General features: G+C 71.2%; 15 protein-coding genes. 7 read left to right on the forward strand and 8 right to left on the reverse strand.

The features are described from left to right. The 5 genes from CCL05_RS03585 to folE all read left to right on the forward strand — a co-directional run. The coding region (locus tag CCL05_RS03585) for a zinc-dependent metalloprotease (RefSeq protein ID WP_107400416.1) at positions 1-1,085 on the forward strand (1,085 nt) is incomplete at its 5' end. A 196-nt stretch (positions 1,086-1,281) separates the two neighbouring features. Continuing rightward, the gene (tilS, locus tag CCL05_RS03590; RefSeq protein ID WP_086559017.1) at positions 1,282-2,355 is read left to right on the forward strand and encodes a tRNA lysidine(34) synthetase TilS; all 1,074 of its coding nucleotides are present in this window, start codon (positions 1,282-1,284) and stop codon (positions 2,353-2,355) included. Positions 2,356-2,415: 60 nt separating this feature from the next. Continuing rightward, the gene (hpt, locus tag CCL05_RS03595) at positions 2,416-2,976 is read left to right on the forward strand and encodes a hypoxanthine phosphoribosyltransferase (RefSeq protein ID WP_020270244.1); all 561 of its coding nucleotides are present in this window, start codon (positions 2,416-2,418) and stop codon (positions 2,974-2,976) included. 186 nt (positions 2,977-3,162) lie between these two features. Further along, positions 3,163-5,202: an ATP-dependent zinc metalloprotease FtsH gene (ftsH, locus tag CCL05_RS03600; protein WP_086559018.1), complete on the forward strand. Its 2,040-nt coding sequence runs from the start codon at positions 3,163-3,165 to the stop codon at positions 5,200-5,202. A gap of 128 nt (positions 5,203-5,330) precedes the next feature. Beyond that, positions 5,331-5,936, forward strand: coding sequence for a GTP cyclohydrolase I FolE (gene folE, locus CCL05_RS03605; protein ID WP_086559019.1), 606 nt, complete (start codon positions 5,331-5,333; stop codon positions 5,934-5,936). A 926-nt stretch (positions 5,937-6,862) separates the two neighbouring features. Here folE and CCL05_RS03615 read toward each other — a convergent pair. The 6 genes from CCL05_RS03615 to CCL05_RS03640 all read right to left on the reverse strand — a co-directional run bounded on the left by CCL05_RS03615 (position 6,863) and on the right by CCL05_RS03640 (position 11,902). Beyond that, positions 6,863-7,351 (reverse strand): DUF3180 domain-containing protein, encoded by a 489-nt coding sequence (locus CCL05_RS03615; protein ID WP_086559020.1) that lies wholly within the window; start codon positions 7,349-7,351, stop codon positions 6,863-6,865. Positions 7,352-7,408: 57 nt separating this feature from the next. Next, a complete protein-coding gene (gene folK / locus CCL05_RS03620; protein ID WP_086559021.1) occupies positions 7,409-8,020 on the reverse strand; it encodes a 2-amino-4-hydroxy-6-hydroxymethyldihydropteridine diphosphokinase in 612 nt (203 codons plus the stop codon). Then, entirely contained in the window at positions 8,017-8,376 is a 360-nt protein-coding gene (gene folB / locus CCL05_RS03625; protein WP_086559022.1) for a dihydroneopterin aldolase, read from the reverse strand. Before folB ends, folK begins: the two co-directional genes overlap by 4 nt. Before the next feature lie 237 nt (positions 8,377-8,613). Next, entirely contained in the window at positions 8,614-9,117 is a 504-nt protein-coding gene (locus CCL05_RS03630) for a nuclear transport factor 2 family protein (RefSeq protein WP_086559023.1), read from the reverse strand. Further along, positions 9,114-9,995 carry a dihydropteroate synthase gene (gene folP, locus CCL05_RS03635; protein ID WP_086559024.1) on the reverse strand — a complete coding sequence of 294 codons (882 nt, stop codon included), beginning with the start codon at positions 9,993-9,995 and terminating at the stop codon, positions 9,114-9,116. The genes CCL05_RS03630 and folP overlap by 4 nt, the downstream gene beginning before the upstream one ends. Before the next feature lie 62 nt (positions 9,996-10,057). Next, entirely contained in the window at positions 10,058-11,902 is a 1,845-nt protein-coding gene (locus tag CCL05_RS03640) for a phosphatidylglycerol lysyltransferase domain-containing protein (RefSeq protein ID WP_086559025.1), read from the reverse strand. Positions 11,903-12,142: 240 nt separating this feature from the next. Between CCL05_RS03640 and CCL05_RS03645 the strand changes: the two genes are divergently transcribed. Together CCL05_RS03645 and CCL05_RS03650 are read left to right on the forward strand one after the other, a co-directional pair. Then, positions 12,143-13,267 (forward strand): alpha/beta hydrolase, encoded by a 1,125-nt coding sequence (locus tag CCL05_RS03645; RefSeq protein ID WP_086559038.1) that lies wholly within the window; start codon positions 12,143-12,145, stop codon positions 13,265-13,267. 128 nt (positions 13,268-13,395) lie between these two features. Beyond that, positions 13,396-14,598 (forward strand): coiled-coil domain-containing protein, encoded by a 1,203-nt coding sequence (locus CCL05_RS03650; RefSeq protein WP_086559026.1) that lies wholly within the window; start codon positions 13,396-13,398, stop codon positions 14,596-14,598. Between the two features lie 61 nt (positions 14,599-14,659). Here the strand turns inward: CCL05_RS03650 and CCL05_RS03655 are convergent, their stop codons facing one another. After that, on the reverse strand, positions 14,660-15,994 hold the full coding sequence (locus CCL05_RS03655) for a PH domain-containing protein (RefSeq protein WP_086559027.1): 1,335 nt from the start codon (positions 15,992-15,994) through the stop codon (positions 14,660-14,662). Beyond that, a complete protein-coding gene (locus CCL05_RS03660) occupies positions 15,991-16,599 on the reverse strand; it encodes a PH domain-containing protein (RefSeq protein ID WP_244204146.1) in 609 nt (202 codons plus the stop codon). Before CCL05_RS03660 ends, CCL05_RS03655 begins: the two co-directional genes overlap by 4 nt. Positions 16,600-16,602 lie beyond the last annotated feature (3 nt).

Here is a 16,602-nt window from a genome sequence, read left to right on the forward strand (position 1 = left end):
ACCTCGCGGTCGCGACCGCGACCCGGCTCGTGCGGCCGGGCCCCGACGTCAGCCGCGACGAGGCCCGGGCCGTCGTCGCGGAGCTGCGCCGGCATGCCAAGGCCTCGGAGGGACACGTCCGGGGCTTCACTCGTCTGGGCACGGAGGAGGGCCACGACACCCCCGTCCTGGTCGTCGACCGCCCGGGCTGGATCCGGGCGAACGTCGCCGGCTTCCGGGAACTGCTGAAGCCCCTGCTCGACAAGATGCAGGACCGGCGCGGCAACACCCCCGGCGGCGCGGTCATGAGCGCCGTCGGCGGCAAGGTCACCGGCGTGGAGCTCGGCATGCTCCTGTCCTTCCTGGCCTCCCGCGTCCTCGGCCAGTACGAGACGTTCGCCCCGGCTACGCGCCAGCTCCCGGCGGGGGAGAACAGCGGCGGCCGGCTCCTGCTCGTCGCCCCGAACATCGTGCACGTGGAGCGCGAACTCGACGTCGACCCGCACGACTTCAGGCTCTGGGTGTGCCTGCACGAGGAGACGCACCGCACGCAGTTCACGGCCGTGCCCTGGCTGCGCGACCACCTCGAGGGCGAGATCCAGTCCTTCCTGAGCGAGACCGACGTCGACCCCATGACCGTCCTGGAACGCGTACGGGAGGCCGCGCAGAGCCTCGCCGGGGGCCGTCCCGAGGCCGAGGAGGACGACGGCGGCCGTTCGCTCGTCGAGATCGTGCAGACCCCCGCCCAGCGCGAGATCCTCGGCCGTCTCACGGCCGTGATGTCCCTGCTGGAGGGCCACGCCGACTTCGTGATGGACGGCGTCGGACCGGATGTCGTGCCGAGCGTCGGAGAGATCCGCGAGAAGTTCCAGCAGCGCCGCGCCAAGGGCGCCTCCCGCCTGGACCTGGCCCTGCGCAAGCTGCTCGGCCTGGACGCCAAGCTCCGTCAGTACCGGGACGGCGAACGCTTCGTACGCGCCGTCGTCGACGAGGTCGGCATGGACGGCTTCAACCGCGTGTGGACCTCGCCGAACACCCTCCCCACCAAGACGGAGATCGCCAAACCGGCGGACTGGATCGCGCGGGTGCATCGCAGGACCGAGTAGTGAACATCGCGGTGAGGTCGTGAAAGGAAACGGGCCGACGGCAGGCGAACGCCCCTCCAATCACCCGTCCGAGGGACCGTGAGCGAGGGGTAGGCGTGCAATGCTCGGGGAACGGCCCGGTTCTGTCACCATCTACACACTCTGCGTGACCGACACTCGGGTTCACCCCCCGAAAACTTCATGAAGGGAACCGGACATGGGTCCCCATCCTGCGGTCGCGGCGATACGCCTGGCGGTCCGCCGCGTCCTCCACGACCTGCTCACCGAACACCACAGCACCACCGCCGCAGTCCCGCACGCCCCCTCGCACGAGCCTCCCCCACTCTCGGCTTCGATCGAGCGGGAGGTACCCCCATCCCCGCCGCTCGTGCTCGTGGCATGCTCCGGCGGCGCCGACTCCATGGCCCTCGCCTCCGCCCTCGCCTTCGAGTCCCCCAAGCTCGGCATCAGGGCCGGCGGCGTGACCGTCGACCACGGCCTGCAGCCCGGCTCCGGCGCGCGGGCCGCGGAAGTCGTCCAGCGCCTGCGCGAACTCGGCCTCGACCCCGTCGACTCCGTCGCCGTGACCGTCGGCCGCGCGGGCGGCCCCGAAGCCGCCGCCCGCGACGCCCGCTACGCCGCACTCGACACCGCCGCCGAACGCCACGGCGCCACCGCGGTCCTGCTCGGTCACACCCGGGACGACCAGGCCGAAACCGTCCTGCTGGGTCTCGCCCGGGGCTCCGGCATCCGCTCCCTGTCCGGAATGGCCGCGGTCTCGGGGGCCGGCGGCCGTTACCGGCGCCCCTTCCTGGAACTCGACCGGCAGACCGCCCGCAAGGCCTGCATGGTCCAGTCCCTGCCCGTCTGGGACGACCCCCACAACGCCGACCCGGCCTACACCCGCTCCCGGCTGCGCCACGAAGGCCTGCCCGCCCTGGAGAAGGCCCTCGGCAAGGGCGTCGTCGAGGCCCTCGCCCGTACGGCACAGCTCTCCCGCGACGACGCCGATGCCCTCGACTCCTGGGCCGCCCAGGCCGAGGCCACCGTCCGCGACGCCGCCGGGCACCTGGAGTGCGCGAAGCTCTACGCCCTGCCGCCCGCCGTACGCCGCCGAGTGCTGCGCCGGGCCGCCATCGCAGCCGGTGCCCCGGCCGGTTCGCTGTTCGCCCGGCACCTCGAGGAAGTCGACCGGTTGATCACCGGCTGGCGCGGTCAGGGTGCCATCAACCTCCCCGGCAAGGTCATGGCCCGGCGGCAGGGTGGCAGACTGGTGATTCGGCAAGGCTGAATCACGTCCCCCTCCGAGCAGTCGGTGGAGGGGCCACTCAGTCAGGGACGACCGAAAGTGATGCGGGTGGACGCGAAAGACATGGGTGCCGACCTTCAGCAGGTACTCATCACCAAGGAAGAGATCGACGCCAAGCTGGCCGAACTGGCCGCGAAGATCGACGCGGAGTACGCGGGCAAGGACCTGCTGATCGTCGGCGTCCTCAAGGGCGCGGTGATGGTCATGGCCGATCTCGCCCGGGCACTGTCCACCCCCCTCACCATGGACTGGATGGCCGTATCCTCGTACGGGGCGGGCACCCAGTCCTCCGGTGTGGTGCGGATCCTCAAGGACCTCGACACCGACATCAAGGGCAAGCACGTCCTCATCGTCGAGGACATCATCGACTCCGGCCTGACCCTGTCCTGGCTGATCTCCAACCTCGGCTCGCGCGAGCCCGCCTCCCTCAAGGTGTGCACGCTGCTGCGCAAGCCCGAGGCCGCGAAGGTCGCCATCGACGTGGAATGGGTCGGGTTCGACATCCCCAACGAATTCGTCGTCGGCTACGGGCTCGACTACGCCGAGAAGTACCGCAACCTCCCGTTCGTCGGTACGCTCGCGCCCCACGTGTACGGCGGCTGACATTCCGGCCGGGGTGCCGTGACGATGATCGGGAACCCCAGCGGGTTTCCCGCCGTTGGAGCATGCGTAGACGGATCGCCAGTCGTCCCGCGCGGCTTCAGGTGACAATGCTGGGGTACCGTCCGAAGAACAGCCTTTATCAAACTCACTATGGCAGGAGGGACGGGGCGGCACCGCTCCGTATGGATGGACGTGAAGCGATACTTCCGTGGGCCGGTCATGTGGATCGTGCTGGCCGTCCTTGCCGTGGTCGTGTTGATGCAGGTCGTCGGCTCGTCCGGCGGCTACAAGACGGTGGACACCGGCCAGGTCGTCCAGGCGATCAATGACAACAAGGTCGAATCGGCCAAGCTGACCACCGGCGACGAGCAGACCATCAAGGCCGAGCTCAAGAACGGCACAAAGATCGAGGGCAGCTCGAAGATCCAGGCGAGCTACATCGGCGACCAGGGCGTGACAATTGCCAACACGCTCCAGGCGAAGTTCCAGGACAAGCAGATCCCGGACGGCTACACGGTCTCGCCGTCCAAGCAGAACCCGTTCGTCGGGATCCTGCTCTCCCTGCTCCCCTTCGTCCTCATCGTCGTCGTCTTCCTGTTCCTGATGAATCAGATGCAGGGCGGCGGCTCCCGGGTCATGAACTTCGGGAAGTCCAAGGCCAAGCTCATCACCAAGGACACCCCCAAGACGACGTTCTCGGACGTCGCCGGCTCGGACGAGGCCGTCGAGGAGCTCCACGAGATCAAGGAGTTCCTCCAGGAGCCGGCCAAGTTCCAGGCCGTCGGCGCCAAGATCCCCAAGGGCGTGCTGCTGTACGGCCCGCCCGGTACCGGCAAGACCCTGCTCGCGCGTGCCGTCGCAGGCGAGGCAGGCGTGCCGTTCTACTCGATCTCCGGTTCCGACTTCGTCGAGATGTTCGTCGGTGTCGGTGCCTCCCGGGTCCGTGACCTGTTCGAGCAGGCCAAGGCGAACGCCCCGGCGATCGTCTTCGTCGACGAGATCGACGCGGTCGGCCGCCACCGCGGCGCCGGCCTCGGCGGTGGTCACGACGAGCGCGAGCAGACGCTGAACCAGCTGCTCGTCGAGATGGACGGCTTCGACGTCAAGGGCGGCGTGATCCTGATCGCCGCGACGAACCGGCCCGACATCCTCGACCCGGCGCTGCTGCGCCCCGGCCGCTTCGACCGGCAGATCGCCGTCGACCGCCCGGACATGCAGGGCCGTCTGGAGATCCTGAAGGTTCACCAGAAGGGCAAGCCGGTCGCGCCGGACGTCGACCTGTCGGCCATGGCCCGCCGTACGCCCGGCATGACGGGTGCCGATCTGGCCAACGTGCTGAACGAGGCCGCCCTGCTGACGGCCCGCAGCGACAAGAAGCTGATCGACAACCACATGCTCGACGAGGCGATCGACCGTGTGGTCGCGGGCCCGCAGAAGCGGACCCGGATCATGTCGGACAAGGAGAAGAAGATCACCGCGTACCACGAGGGCGGACACGCCCTGGTCGCGGCGGCCTCGCCGAACTCCGATCCCGTCCACAAGATCACGATCCTGTCGAGAGGCCGCGCCCTCGGCTACACGATGGTGCTGCCGGACGAGGACAAGTACTCGACCACGCGCAACGAGATGCTGGACCAGCTGGCCTACATGCTGGGCGGCCGCGCGGCCGAGGAGCTCGTCTTCCACGACCCGACGACGGGTGCCGCCAACGACATCGAGAAGGCCACGGGCCTGGCCCGCGCGATGGTCACGCAGTACGGCATGACCGAGCGTCTCGGCGCGATCAAGTTCGGCGGCGACAACACCGAGCCCTTCCTCGGACGTGAGATGTCTCACCAGCGCGACTACTCGGAAGAGGTCGCCGCGCTGGTCGACGAAGAGGTCAAGAAGCTCATCGAGACCGCGCACAACGAGGCCTGGGAGATCCTGGTCGAGAACCGCGACGTCCTCGACAACCTGGTGCTGCAGCTGCTGGAGAGGGAGACGCTGGGCAAGGAGGAGATCGCCGAGATCTTCGCCCCGGTCGTCAAGCGCCCGCCGCGGCCCGCCTGGACCGGCTCCTCCCGCCGTACGCCGTCCACCCGCCCGCCGGTCCTCTCCCCCAAGGAGCTGGCCCTGACGAACGGGGCGAACGGCGCGACGCCGGCCATCTCCACCGCCAAGAGCACCGCGGCGGAACCCGCCCCGGCGCCCGAGCGAGCCCCGGAGGACCGCCCCGAGAGCTGACCACCGCTCTCCCGGTGGCCCACCGGGCCCGGAATGGATGCCGCGCCCCCCAGGTTTTAGCCTGGGGGGCGCGGCTTTCCGCCATATGTGCAGGCCGCCCCGTGAAGGACACAGGAACGAGGCACCAGATGACCGACCCCGTGATGCTGGACGGCGAGGGCCAGATCGGCGAGTTCGACGAGAAGCGGGCCGAGAACGCCGTACGGGAGCTGCTGATCGCGGTCGGCGAGGACCCTGACCGCGAGGGGCTCCGGGAGACGCCGGCGCGGGTGGCGCGGGCGTATCGGGAGCTTCTGGCAGGGCTTCGACAGGAGCCAGAGGATGTCCTCACGACTACGTTCGACCTGGGGCACGATGAGATGGTCCTGGTCAAGGACATCGAGATCGTTTCCCTCTGTGAGCACCATCTTCTGCCGTTCCACGGCGTAGCCCACGTGGGATACATCCCGGCCGAGACGGGAAAGATCACCGGCCTGTCGAAGCTGGCGCGTCTCGTCGAGGTGTTCGCCCGGCGACCGCAGGTGCAGGAACGACTCACCACGCAGATCGCCGACTCCCTCATGAAGATCCTCGAGGCGCGGGGCGCCATCGTCGTCATCGAGGCGGAACACATGTGCATGTCCGTGCGCGGCATTCGCAAGCCGGGGGCCAAGACGACTACATCGGCGGTCCGTGGCCAGCTGCGGGATGCCACGACCCGGGCTGAGGCGATGAGCCTGATACTGGCGCGCTGACCGGATTGTCAGTGGTGCCCGGTACCTTCCCTGATCAGTGAGGTTGATCGCTGACCGGGGGGTTGCAGTGAGATATGGGCTGCCGAGCAAGCAGACGCTGAACGCCGTCGGTGGTCGCCTCCAGGCGCGGAGCGTCCAGGTGGGCTGCCGCCTCTGGACCTTGGACGGGGAGCGCACGGTCCCCACAACGGTTAAGGAGGTGACGACCCTCCGGGTCCGCGAGGTGGTGGACGTGGTGGACGATCATGTGACGTTCACGGTGGCGCCGGATCAGCTGCTCGGCACGCCGGATGGGTGGGTTCACGCGCGGGATGCCGAGGGGACTGTCCTGGCGTGGACTCCTGCGCGGAAGCTGTGCCGGGGGCGGTTGACGATCAAGTCGGGTTATGAATTCGGCTACTTCCTCGGGGCCACGTGTTCTGACGGGACCGTCGGCAAAAGCTATGTGTCCGTCGTCGTCAACGACGAGGGCTTCGCTTCCCGGTATGCGGCCTGTCTGACGGCGACCACCGGACTGCCCGCTCGGCCGCAAGCGGTGACACGGCCTTCCGGTTACCTTCAGCGGCAGGTCCCTGGCTTTCGTGTACGTGTGGTTTCGTCGTACCTGGCCGACCTGGTAAGGCAGTACGTGGGCGGGGACGCGCACCACATGCGGCAGCGGTTCCCTCGCGTGGTGCTTCGGGACACAGAGACACTCGAGGGCCTCACACCTGGTCGTAGCCGACAGCTGGCCGGGACGAGGAACCTTCAGGCCCGAGCAGCACTCGCTGCAACTCCGAGAGGTCACCTGGGCCCAGGTGCATGAGGTGCGGCGGCGGACGACCACGAACAAGCCGTTCATCCTCTACAGCTACCGTCTCGACCCCCACCCCGGCTTCCTGGTCAACGGACACCTCGCCCGCCAGCCCTGGTGAACCCAGGAGAGGTCAAGTGGTCGGGGCCGCCCCCGTGCCCTCGTGTTCGTCGTCGTCCGGGAGCTTGCAGACGCGCTCCAGGAAGATGGCCGCCGCTATGACGCCGATGCCCGCGAGGACGGAGAAGCCGGCATAGATGGCCTGGTCGCGGCGGGCGGGGATGTCGAGGGACTCCAGCAGGAAGACGCCGGTGCCGCCGTACATGCCGGCGACGAGGGCGGCCACCAGGGCGCTGGCCTGGCCGAAGACGACCGCGCGGGCCGCCATCATCGGGTCGACGCCCTTGGCGTCGGGCTGCCGCTCGCGCTGGGCCTTCAGCCGGGCGCGCAGCGAGAGCGCCGTGGCCAGCAGGACCACGGCGATCACGGCCAGGACGATGGGCGCGGCCAGGGGGACGCTCGGCAGGGTCCCGACCGCGTTCCACAGGCGGGCGCCCGCCCAGGACAGCACCCCCGCCACGACGAAGACGCCGGCCAGCACCCTGATGCGCAGCTCTTTCACAGTGTCCCTTCGGTTCCCCCGGCTCCGGCCCGGTTGCGGCCGTCTCGACCTTAACGGCTACTCGGGCAGCCGGAGTTCCAGGTCCGTGCGCGGCGCGACGCCCTCGCGGGTGACGGAGTCCAGCAGACCGGCGACGGGGCCGCGGCCGGGCAGCTGCGCCTCGGGGTCCAGGTCGTGCCAGGGAGCCAGGACGAAGGCGCGCTCGTGGGCGCGGGGGTGGGGGAGGGTGAGCTGCGGGTCGTCGGAGACGACGTCGGCGTAGGAGACGATGTCGACGTCCAGGGTGCGGGGGCCCCAGTGCTCGTCCCGGACGCGGTGGAAGGCCTCCTCGACCGCGTGCGCGCGCTCCAGGAGCGAGGAGGGCGGGAGGGTGGTCTTGAGGACGACGACCGCGTTGAAGTAGGCGGGCTGGCTGCCGGGGTCCACGCCCCAGGGCTCGGTCTCGTAGACGGGGGAGACGGCCTTGATGCGGACGCCGGGCGTGTCCTCCAGGGCGTCGATGGCTCCCTGGAGGGTCTCCAGGCGGTTGCCGAGGTTGGAGCCGAGGGCGACCACGGCCCGTTTGGGATTGCTGAGCGTGGTGTCGGCGGCGTCGACCTTCTCGACGACGGAGGCGGGTACCGGCTGTACGGTCGGGTCGCTGGGGCCCTTGAGGAAGGGTGCAGTCATACTCGGCTCCGGGTGATGGTGACGGTCACGTCGTCGAAGGGGACGGTGATCGGGGCGTCCGGCTTGTGGACGCAGACCTCGACCTGCCGGACCCCGTCGTGCTTCAGACATACCTGGGCGATGCGCTCGGCGAGCGTCTCGATGAGGTTGACGGGCTCGCCCTGGACGACGGCCACGACCTCCTCGGCCACGATGCCGTAGTGCACGGTCTTCGCCAGGTCGTCGTCGGCCGCGGCCGGCCGGGTGTCCAGGCCGAGGACGAGGTCCACGACGAAGGTCTGGCCCTCCTCGCGTTCCCTCGGGAACACCCCGTGGTGCCCGCGGGCCTTCAGGCCGCGCAGCGCGACACGATCCACGCGAATCACTCCTGCAATCGTCGGTGCCGGCCGGTCCGTGCCGTGTGCGGGCGGCACACCGGCCTCAGTCGAATCTACCTGCGAGCCCGGGCGGGGCCGGGCCTCGGGGGCGTGGGCCCGGGCGGGACCCGGCAGGATTCACCCGGCGTTTCCCCTGGGGAACCCGGCGGCTCACGGGTTGGTAGCCGCCCATACCCGCGGGTCCGTGATTCCAACCACTTCCTGGCACGTACCCACTCACGCGGGGGGTTCGTCCTGCTCGTCCTCGTCGTTTTCGGCCAGAACGGGGGATGCGTGGTGCGACCAGAGTTTCCACCCCGCGGGCGTGCGCCGGAACACGTTGGTGGCGACCACGAGCTGGCCGACGAGCGGGCCGAGCTCCTCGTCGCCCTTGGGGGCGGGGCCGCCGCTGAGGATGTTCTCCGTGCAGGTCACCAGTGCGGTGTCGCCGGTGACGGAGACGTGCACGTCGGTCAGGAAGAACTGGATGTAGTCGGTGTTCGCCATGATCAGCGCGTACGACCGGAGGACCTCGCCGCGGCCGGTGAGCACCGGCCAGCCGGGGTGCACGCAGGAGACCACGCCGCTGTCGGCCGGGTCGTGGTACGTCTCGTCGACGCCCAGGTCGGAGGGGGTCAGCCAGAGCGACGCCAGTTCCTCGAAGTCGCCCCGCTCCAGTGCCTCGTAGAAGGCGGTGTTGGCGGCCTCGACCTGTTCGACGTCGGTGTGCGGGGCGCTCACCGGGTTCCTTCTGCGCCGGTGCGTGCCGCTGCGATGGCGTGGGCGACGCGTACGGCGTCCGCCGTGGCGCGCACCTCGTGCACGCGGACCGCCCACGCGCCGGCGTGCGCCGTGAGCGCGGAGACGGCGGCGGTGGCGGCGTCGCGTTCGCGTGCGGGCGGTGGCGGGCCGTCCGGGCCGGCCAGGACCCGGCCGAGGAAGCGTTTGCGGGAGGCGGCGACGAGCAGCGGGTGGCCGAGGGCGAGGACCCGGTCGAGGCCCGCCAGGAGCGCGAGGTCGTGCTCGGCGTCCTTGGAGAAGCCGAGGCCCGGGTCGACGATGACCCGGTCGGGGGCGATGCCGCCCGCCAGGACGGCCTCCACGCGCGCGTGCAGTTCGTCGACGACCTCGGTGACGACGTCGGCGTACTCGCCGCGCACGTTGCCGCCCTGGAGGAAGCCGCGCCAGTGCATGACGACGAACGGGGCGCCGGCGTCGGCGACGGCCGGGATCATGCGGGGGTCGGCGAGGCCGCCGCTGACGTCGTTGACGAGGGCGGCGCCCGCGGCGAGGGCCCGTTCGGCGACGGAGGCGCGCATGGTGTCGACCGAGACGGTGACGCCCTCGGAGGCCAGGCCGCGGACGACGGGGACGACGCGGCGCAGTTCCTCGGCCTCGTCCACCCGGGTGGCGCCGGGGCGGGTCGACTCGCCGCCGACGTCGACCAGGTCCGCGCCCTCGCTGACCAGGTCGAGGCCGTGCTTGACGGCGGCCGTGGTGTCGAAGAAGCGGCCGCCGTCGGAGAAGGAGTCGGGGGTGACGTTCACGACTCCCATGACCGCGCAGCGGCCCCATTCCGGTAGGCCCGCCACGCGCCCGCGTCCGCTCTGGTTGCTCATATGTTCAGCGTAGGCCCAGGGGAGGGCCGTCAGGCGCTGCGGCCCGGGTCGGTCCCGTCAGGTCACGCCGCTCTGACGCTGCGTTCCGTCGTCGTGCCGTGGGCGCACGGGCGGCGGCCGGCCGGGCGACGGCGGTGCAGGAAACGCGGCAGCGGAAGCGCCAGGTTGACGAAGCCCTCGGCCTGCATGGCGGCGAAGCCGATGCGGGGCAGGTCTCCGGAGGCCCGGTAGACGACGAAGCGGGGCTCCCAGCGCGGCTGGAACTTGGCGTTGAACTTGTACAGCGACTCGATCTGGAACCAGCGGGAGAGGAAGACGAGCAGCCCGCGCCAGACGCGCAGCACCGGGCCGGCGCCGATCTTCTCGCCGCGGGCCAGCGCCGAGCGGAACATGGCGAAGTTGAGGGAGACGCGCGCGATGCCGAACCTGGGGGCGGCCTGGAGGGCGGCCACGATGAGCAGTTCGTTCATACCGGGGTCGGCCGAGCGGTCGCGGCGCATCAGGTCCAGCGAGGCGCCGTCGGTGCCCCAGGGCACGAAGTGCAGGATCGCTTTCAGGTCGCCGTATGCGCCGGGGTGGTCGTCCTGCTTGTGGGCGGTGGCGATGAGGCAGTCGCCGTCGGCAGGGTCGCCGACGCGGCCCAGGGCCATGGAGAAGCCGCGCTCGGTGTCGGTGCCGCGCCAGTCGTCGGCGGCGCGCCGGATGCGCTCCAGTTCGGCGTCGCTGAGGTCACGGACACGTCGTACCCGGGTTTCGTAACCGGCGCGCTCGATGCGTTTGACCATCTGGCGCACATTGCGCATCGCGCGGCCGGCGAGGGAGAAATCCGCGACGTCCACCACCGCCTCGTCGCCCAGTTCGAGGGCGTCGAGCCCGGTCTCGCGGGTCCACACCTCGCCGCCGGTCTCGGAGCAGCCCATGACGGCCGGTGTCCAGGAGTGGGCCCTGGCCTCGTCCATGAACCGTTCGATGGCACCGGGCCAGGCCTCGACGTCGCCGATCGGGTCGCCGCTGGCGAGCATCACGCCGGAGACCACGCGGTACGTCACGGCCGCCTTGCCGCTGGGGGAGAAGACGACGGCCTTGTCGCGACGGAGCGCGAAGTGGCCGAGGGAGTCGCGGCCGCCGTGCCGCTCCAGCAGGGCGCGCAGCTTCGCCTCGTCCTCCCCGGTGAGGTGTGCGGCCGGGTGTTCGGGGCGGAAGGCCAGGTAGATGGTGGTGACGGCGGTGAGCAGGCCCAGGGCGCCGAGTGAGAAGGCGACGGTCCAGGAGGTGTTGCCCTGGTAGTCGACCGGGCCCTCGAAGCCGAACAGGCCGTAGAGGACGTGGGTGATGCGGTCGGCCAGGCTCGGGTCGCCGACCATGCGCTCGGTGTGGACGCTGACGATGAGCAGGCCCAGCAGGAGCGAACCGGCGCTCATCAGCACGAAGTTGGCCAGCGCCCGCCAGCGGCTGCGCGGGTCGGGCAGGGCGTCGAACTGGTCGCGGTGCCGCAGCAGGGGGGCCAGCAGGGCCAGGGAGATCAGCACGCCCACGATCGAGTGCCGGTACGTGAACTGCGCGACGGCGCCGGCCGGCAGCAGGGCCACGGCCGCCCGCCAGGCCCGGCGCTTGCCGCGCTTGAGGCCGTGGGCGAGCAGCAGCAAGAGTACGCCGGTGCTGAGGGACAGAGCGGCCGCGAACGGGCCGAGCGCGCCGGGCAGCACCTCGGCGATGGCGTGCATTCGGCTGTGCCTGAAGCGCGGGAAGACGCCCGCGGCGATGTCCAGGACGCCCACCAGGGCGCAGGCTCTGCCGACCAGGAGGGGGGCGGCCTCGGGGCGTGGTCCGCGCAGCAGGTGGCGCACGCGGTTCATCCGGCCGGTTCCTGCCGTGGCGCCGCCACGACTCGGAACCTCGCCCGACATTTCCTCATCTGTCCTGACAGACATCGCATCCCGTAGTTCTGCGAGAGACCTTGGATCCGGTGCCGATTCGGGCATCCGGCGACATTGCGCCCTCTAGGACGGTGTCTCGGGGGAAGAGGTTCACTCCCGTCGTCAAAGCCGTTTCAAAGGCAAAGGAAAGTCCGGGACAAGCCCTTGCGAAGGTGTACGCACGCGGGGCGGCCCCGGACGGGAAGCGCGGACAGGTAACCACCGATGGGTCTGGGTCTCACGAGCAACAAACTGCTGGTGCTGGCGGTACTGTCCGCCGTGCTGCTGTTCGCCGGCACGGTCTGGCTGTGGCCACGCCTGGCCCGGCGAAGCCTGCGGGCCGTGGGCGGGCGGATCGGCCTGCTGCTCGCCACGCAGGTGGCGCTGTTCGCCGCGGTGGGGCTCGCCGCCAACCAGTCCTTCGGTTTCTACGCGAGCTGGGCGGATCTGTTCGGGCAGGAGAAGGACCAGGGCGTGGTCGTCGACCACGCGTCGGGCGGCGGCCCGTTACGGGTGGTCGGCTCCCGCCGGGTGCCGGGGGCGGCCGGGGTGAGTGCCCGGGCGGGCGGCCGGATCCAGCAGATCGACATCGTGGGCCGTACGACGCACATCGCCACGCCCGCGTACGTCTATCTGCCGCCGGAGTATTTCCAGCCGCGGTACCGCACCCGTACGTTCCCCGCGGCCGTCGTGCTGACCGGATACCCGGGCACGGCGTCGGCGCTGGTGGAGAAGCTCCACTACCCGCGCACGGCACTGGAACTGGCCCGGGCGGGCCGGATGCGGCCGATGATCCTCGTGATGCTGCGGCCCACGGTGGCGCCGCCCCGGGACACGGAGTGCGTGGACGTCCCGGGCGGTCCGCAGACCGAGTCGTTCTTCGCCAGGGATCTGCCCGACGCGTTGCGCACGCACTACCGGGTGGCCGAAAAGCCCGGCGGTCTGGGCATCATCGGCAACTCGACGGGCGGCTACTGCGCCTTGAAGATCGCCATGCACCATCCCGGTGTGTATGGCGCCGGGGCGGGTTTGTCCGCGTACTACAAGGCGCCGATCGACGCCACCACGGGCGATCTCTTCCAGGGCGACAAGGAACTCCGCAATCGCGCCGACCTGTGGTGGTACCTCAAGCACAGGCCCGCTCCCGACACCTCACTGCTCGTCACCAGCAGTAGATCGGGCGAGTCCAACTACAAGGAAACGACGCGGTTCATAGAGCGGGTGGAAGCCACCGGGCGGACGCGTATCTCGTCGATCATCCTGGGGAGCGGCGGGCACAACTTCAACACCTGGCGGCGCGAGATTCCGGCGACGCTGGAGTGGATCGGCGAGCGGCTGAACGGCCCTTGGAAATGATCTTGGGAATGGGAAGAGGGGCCGATTCCGCTTCTTCCCGAGTTCCGGTGCCGTGTGAACACTTCGGTATGGCTTTGTTTTGCGGGGTGGGTCACCAAGATTCGCCTACGCGCGGTAAGTTTCTGGCCATGCCACGTGGACGTCACCGCCATTCCCCGCCCTTGCACAGGCTGCTGCCCCCGTCGGCGATCGCAGGCGTCTCCCTCGTCTGCGCCCTGGGGCCCTGGGTGTTCACGGAGCCGATGGTGCTCCGCGGTCTGGCCGCGGCCGCCGCGGCGACGGCGGTCGTCGGCGCGGTCGTGCTCCGCCGCTGGGACATCCAGGCGGGCAAACGCGTCGCCGACCTCACGCGCGCGCGGGCGAGCGACGAGTGGCGCTTCGAGGAGCGGGTCGCCGAACTGGAGGCCGACCTCGAGGAGTCCCGCGAACTGCGCGCGAAGCTGGAGCAGCGGCTGCGCGCCAAGCGCACCGAACTGGCCGGACTGCGCAACGAGCACGCCTCTCTGCTGCGCCGGTACGCCACCGCCGAGACCGAGCGCGCGAGCGTCCTGGAGGAACGCCGGGTGCTGGAGATCGAGGCGACGGCTCCGGTCCGGGCCGCGCTGCCCGCGGGGGCGGCCAGGACGGCGGACGCTCCGGCGGACGAGGCGGGTGCCACCAGCGGGGCGGAGGGCCTCGCCGTCGACGAGCAGACGGCGATTCCCGCGGTGTTCTCCCCGGAGGGCACCCGGCTGTTCCTGCGTGCCGCGGCGGCGCTCGCCCGGCTCGACAGCGACTCGGCCCCGGACCCGGACGGGGGCGGCGACGGCGACGGCGTACCGAAGGGCGACGACGCGGAGCCTGCGGGGGACGACGGGAAGGACGACCGGCGGGAGCAGTCGGAGGCGGACCCGGAGGACGAGCCGCAGGGTCAGTCCGAGGCGGTCGCCGGGCACGAGCGGGCGACCGCCGGTACGTCCACGGCGGCCGGAGCCGAGTCCGGAGCCGAGGCCGAGCGGCTTGCGCAGCCTGCCTCTTCAGGTCACTACACCGTGCCGACCGCTGTGGCCGTGGTACCGCAGACGCCGGTGCGACGCCCCCTGTCCGAAGGCGGGTTCGACTTCTTCGGCACCAAGCAGGGCACGTCACGAGCCGCCCTGGAGGCCGTGCAGAACGAGGACCTGGCCGATGTCGTCGGCCAGGAGGCCCTCGCGCTGCACAAGGCCGAGGCAGAGGCCGGGTACAAGCCCGCGGACGAGGAGTCGCGCGGGATCGGCCAGGTCATCGACCTGACGGCGCATGACGAGACGGAGCAGATCGATGTGCAGGGGCTGCGGAGCGCGGTTTCCTGACACGGGCACTGCTGAAAAGGCCCCCCGGCTGCGGCCGGGGGGCCTTCGCGTTTCCGGCGGGTCACGCCATCCAGCGGTCCGGCCGGGCGTCCCTGCGCCCCGTCCGTGACCGTTCCGCCTGTGCCGCCAGCAGCGCGCGTGCCTCGGTCGCGTCCCGCAGCCGTGCCCTCACCGTCTTGTTCGCGCCCGTGTCCACACACACGTCGGCCACGCTCCGGGCCCGCTCCCACGGCCCCTGCGTCATCCGTACGCTCTGCACCTTGGCGTGCGGCACCAGTGCGAGGCTGCGCCGCAGCAGCCCGGAGCGCGCCGCGAACACCGCGTCCGTGACGGCGAGCCCGTACCCGCGCCACCACACCGGCACGCACCACCGGGCCCGGCGCGGCGACGGCGACAGGGCCGCCTGCTCCGGCACGGTCACGCCGGGCAGCACGCGCGCGACGACGACCTCCGCGATCTCGCGCGGGGCGACCGGCACCAGCACCGAGTTGGAGGAGCCCGCCACGTCGAGCTCCACGCGCACCCAGCCGCGCCGCCGCCACAGCAGCGGCTCCACGATCCGCACGGTCTGCACCCGCCCCGGCGGCACCGTCTCATGGGCCCGGTCCAGCAGGCCGTGGTCGATGCGCAGCCCGTCGGGCGACTCGGCCACCGTCCAGTCGTACTCGCTGACGAACCGCCCCACGCTGCTCGCGCCCGCGGCGCCCAGCAGCGGCAGGGCGACGGCGAGGACGGTCCACACGCTCTCCGTGGCCAGCCACAGCAGCGGCGGCACGACGAGCGCGGCGGCCAGCGACCCCCAGGTCGCCCCGCTCAGCAGCAGCGACACGGCGAGGACGCCGGGCGGCACCCGCAGCATCTGCCGGGACGGCGCCTCACCGACCTCGTGCGCGGTCTCGGGCGCGAATCCCGCCGCCCGGGCGAGCAGTTCGGCCCGCAGCGCACGCGCCTCGTCCGCACCCAGGAAGGCCAGCTCGTCCTTCTTGTCGGTGCCTATGACGTCGAGTTTGAGCTTGGCGACGCCCGCGACCCGCGCGAGCAGCGGCTGGGTGACGTCGACGGCCTGGATCCGCTCCAGCCTGATGTGCGCGGTGCGGCGGAAGACGAGGCCGGTGCGGATGCGCAGTTCGGTCTCGGTCACCGCGAAGTGCGTGAACCACCAGGAGCAGAAGCCGTACAGCGCGGCGGCCGGGAGGATCACCGCGAGGCCGATCAGCAGCGTGGTCGTGCCCAGCCGGTTCAGATTGCGCTGCGCCCCGTCGGGGTCGTGCACCGCCCAGCCGATCACCACGGCGACCGGGGCCCAGGCCCGCCTCAGCGGTGTGACGGGGTGCAGCCGCCGCTCCGCGATCCCGCTCCCGGCGTCGGCGGCCCCGGCGGCGTCGGGCGCTGTCACAGCCCCGCCGATCGGGCCTCGCCCAGCTCGGTGAGCCGGTCGCGCAGCCGTTCGGCCTCGGCCGGGTCCAGGCCCGGGATGGTCGCGTCGGTCGCCGCGGCGGCCGTGTGCAGCTGCACGCTGGCCAGCCCGAAGTGCCGCTCCACGGGCCCGGAGGTGACCTCGACCAGCTGCATCCGCCCGTACGGCACGACCGTCTCCTCGCGCCACAGCACACCGCGGCTGATCAGCAGGTCGTCGGCGCGCTCGGCGTACCGCCAGGAGCGCCAGTTGCGGCCGGTCATCACCCAGCCCCAGCCCATCAGCGCCAGCGGCGGCAGCGCGAAGGCGGCCCAGGCGGGACCGGCCAGCAGGCCCGGCACCAGCCCGGCGGCCAGGCTGATCAGCCCCAGCCACACCACCAGCAGCAACCGCCGCATCTTCAGCAGGCCGGGGGGCAGCGCGATCCACACCGGCCCGTCCTCGGCCGCCTCCGCGGTGCCTCCGTCGGCCTCCGCGGTGCCGCCGACGGTTTCCGCCGCGCCCTCTGCCCCCGTCGCGCTCTGCGTTCCCGCCGCGCCCTCTGTCCCCGCCGGCCCCGTGTCCTGCGGGCTCCCCGTCTCCATGAG

Origin of the sequence: Streptomyces africanus, from assembly GCF_002150735.1 — a bacterium.
Classification (GTDB): Bacteria; Actinomycetota; Actinomycetes; order Streptomycetales; family Streptomycetaceae; genus Streptomyces; species Streptomyces africanus.

What these genes read in the sequence shown, in the direction of transcription:
- tilS (WP_086559017.1), top strand. Translation starts at nt 1,282, where the DNA reads ATGGGTCCCCATCCTGCGGTCGCGGCGATACGCCTGGCGGTCCGCCGC.
- hpt (WP_020270244.1), top strand. Translation starts at nt 2,416, where the DNA reads ATGCGGGTGGACGCGAAAGACATGGGTGCCGACCTTCAGCAGGTACTC.
- ftsH (WP_086559018.1), top strand. Translation starts at nt 3,163, where the DNA reads ATGGACGTGAAGCGATACTTCCGTGGGCCGGTCATGTGGATCGTGCTG.
- folE (WP_086559019.1), top strand. Translation starts at nt 5,331, where the DNA reads ATGACCGACCCCGTGATGCTGGACGGCGAGGGCCAGATCGGCGAGTTC.
- folK (WP_086559021.1), bottom strand. Translation starts at nt 8,020, where the DNA reads ATGACTGCACCCTTCCTCAAGGGCCCCAGCGACCCGACCGTACAGCCG.
- folP (WP_086559024.1), bottom strand. Translation starts at nt 9,995, where the DNA reads ATGAGCAACCAGAGCGGACGCGGGCGCGTGGCGGGCCTACCGGAATGG.
- CCL05_RS03640 (WP_086559025.1), bottom strand. Translation starts at nt 11,902, where the DNA reads ATGTCGGGCGAGGTTCCGAGTCGTGGCGGCGCCACGGCAGGAACCGGC.
- CCL05_RS03650 (WP_086559026.1), top strand. Translation starts at nt 13,396, where the DNA reads ATGCCACGTGGACGTCACCGCCATTCCCCGCCCTTGCACAGGCTGCTG.
- CCL05_RS03660 (WP_244204146.1), bottom strand. Translation starts at nt 16,599, where the DNA reads ATGGAGACGGGGAGCCCGCAGGACACGGGGCCGGCGGGGACAGAGGGC.